At 73.2% G+C, this 2,443-nt stretch carries 1 protein-coding gene; it reads right to left on the bottom strand.

Annotated features, from left to right (window positions below):
- A partial coding sequence (locus AB0A94_RS38610) for a beta-ketoacyl synthase N-terminal-like domain-containing protein (RefSeq protein WP_361751702.1) occupies positions 1 to 2,443 on the bottom strand: 2,443 nt, incomplete at both ends.

Here is a 2,443-nt window from a genome sequence, read left to right as displayed (position 1 = left end):
CGGCGTAGGAGAGGTTCTCGGCGACCGCGCGGAACTCCTCCAGCATCGGCTCCATCAACGGCGAGTGGAAGGCGTGCGACACCCGCAGCCGGGACGTACGACGCCCCAGCCCGCGGAACACCTCCGCCACAGCCTCCACAGCGGCCTCGGCACCCGAGATCACGAGGGAGGACGGGCCGTTGACGGCCGCGACCGACACCTCGTCGGTCAGGTGCGGCAGGACCTCCGCCTCCGTCGCCTCCACGGCGACCATGACACCACCGGCGGGCAGCGCCTGCATCAGCTGGCCACGCGCGGCCACCAGCGCACACGCGTCCGCCAGGGAGAACACACCCGCCACGTGCGCGGCTGCGATTTCGCCGATGGAGTGTCCGGCGACGTAGTCGGGGCGCACGCCCCAGGCGTCGAGCAGGCGGTACAGCGCCACTTCCAGGGCGAACAGCCCTGCCTGGGCGTAGGCGGTCCGGTTCAGCGCGTCCGCCTCCTCGCCCCAGACCACGTCGCGCAACGGCCGGTCGAGGTGCTCGTCCAAGCCCGCGCACACCGCGTCGAACGCCTCCGCGAACACCGGGAAACGAGCGTGCAGTTCACGGCCCATGCCGAGACGCTGCGCCCCCTGGCCCGAGAACAGGAAGGCGGTCGAGCCGCCGTCCCGCGCGGTGCCGTGGAGGACGGCCGGGGACGAGTCGCCGCGGGCGAGCGTCCGCAGTCCGTCGAGCAGGTCGGCACGGCCGGCACCGAGTACGACGGCGCGGGACTCCAGCACGGTGCGGGAGGTGGCCAGTGCGTAGGCGGTGTCCAGCGGGTCCTGGTCCGGGTGGTCCGTGAGGTGGGTCAGCAGCCGTCCGGCCTGGGCGCGCAGCGCCTCGGGGGTCGCTGCGGACACCGTCCAGGGCAGCGGGAGCGTCGGGCGTTCGCCCTCGCCGTCGCCGTCGCCGTTCGCCGATCCCGGCTGGGCGGCCGGTGCGGGGGCGGGGGCCTGTTCCAGGACGACGTGCGCGTTGGTGCCGCTGAGTCCGAACGCGGAGACACTCGCACGGCGCGGGTGCGCGGTGTCCGGCCACGGCCGTTCCTCGACGACCAGTTCCGCGTGGCCCTCGGTCCAGTCGACGTGCGGTGAGGGCCGGTCGACGTGCAGGGTGCGCGGCACCGCGCCGTGCTCCATGGCCATCACCATCTTGATGACGCCGGCGACACCGGCGGCGGCCTGGGCGTGACCGATGTTCGACTTGATGGAGCCGAGCAGCAGCGGCCGGTCGGCGGGCCGGTCCTGGCCGTAGGTGGCCAGCAGGGCCTGCGCCTCGATCGGGTCGCCCAGCGTCGTGCCCGTACCGTGCGCCTCGACGACGTCGACCTCGGAGGCGGCCACGCCTGCTGCCTCGAGCGCCTGCCGGATGACGCGCTGCTGTGAGGGCCCGTTGGGGGCGGTGAAGCCGTTGGAGGCACCGTCCTGGTTGACGGCGGTGCCCCGGACGACCGCGAGGACGCGGTGCCCGTTGCGTACGGCGTCGGAGAGGCGCTCCACGAGGAGGACGCCTACGCCCTCGGACCAGCCGACGCCGTCGGCCGCGCCCGCGAACGCCTTGCAGCGGCCATCCACGGACAGGCCGCGCTGCCGGCTGAACTCGACGAACATGCCCGGCGTCGACATCACCGTGGCACCGCCGGCCACCGCCAGCGAGCACTCGCCCGAGCGCAGCGCCTGGACCGCGAGGTGCAGGGCGACGAGGGAGGACGAGCAGGCGGTGTCGACGGTGACGGCCGGGCCTTCCCAGCCGTACGTGTACGACAGCCGCCCGGACACCACGCTGCCGCCTGCCGTGCCGGAGGGCGACACGTTGAGGGCGTAGTCGTGGTACATCACGCCGGCGAAGACACCGGTGCGGCTGCCCCTGAGCGAGGCCGGGTCGATGCCCGCCCGTTCCAGGGCCTCCCAGGACGTCTCCAGGAGCAGTCGCTGCTGCGGGTCCATGTAGAGGGCCTCGCGCGGCGAGATGCCGAAGAACCCGGGGTCGAACTGGGCGGCGTCGTAGAGGAAGCTGCCCCGGCGGGTGTAGCTCTTGCCTTCCGCGCCGGGCTCCGGGTCGTACAGGCCCTCCAGGTCCCAGCCGCGGTCGTCCGGCATGTCGGAGACGGTGTCGACGCCGTCGGCGACCAGGCGCCACAGGTCCTCGGGCGAGGTCACTCCGCCCGGGTAGCGGCAGGCCATGCCGATGATGGCGATCGGCTCGTTGTCAACGGGGCGCGCATCGACATCCGTTCGGCCGGAGGCGGTGGACCTGGTGCCCGGGCCCGCGAGCTTCTCCTCGATGTGCTCGGTGACGGCGAGGGCGTTGGGGTGGTCGAAGACCAGGGTGGCGGGGAGCCTGAGGCCGGTGAGGTGGTTGAGCTGGTTGCGCAGTTCGGTCGCGGCGAGCGAGTCGAAGCCCAGTTCCTGGAAGGC

It is taken from the genome of Streptomyces sp. NPDC044984, assembly GCF_040646935.1.
GTDB lineage: Bacteria > Actinomycetota > Actinomycetes > Streptomycetales > Streptomycetaceae > Streptomyces.
The sequence above is the reverse complement of the archived record's forward strand: the minus strand, read 5'-3'. Positions and strand labels throughout refer to the sequence as shown.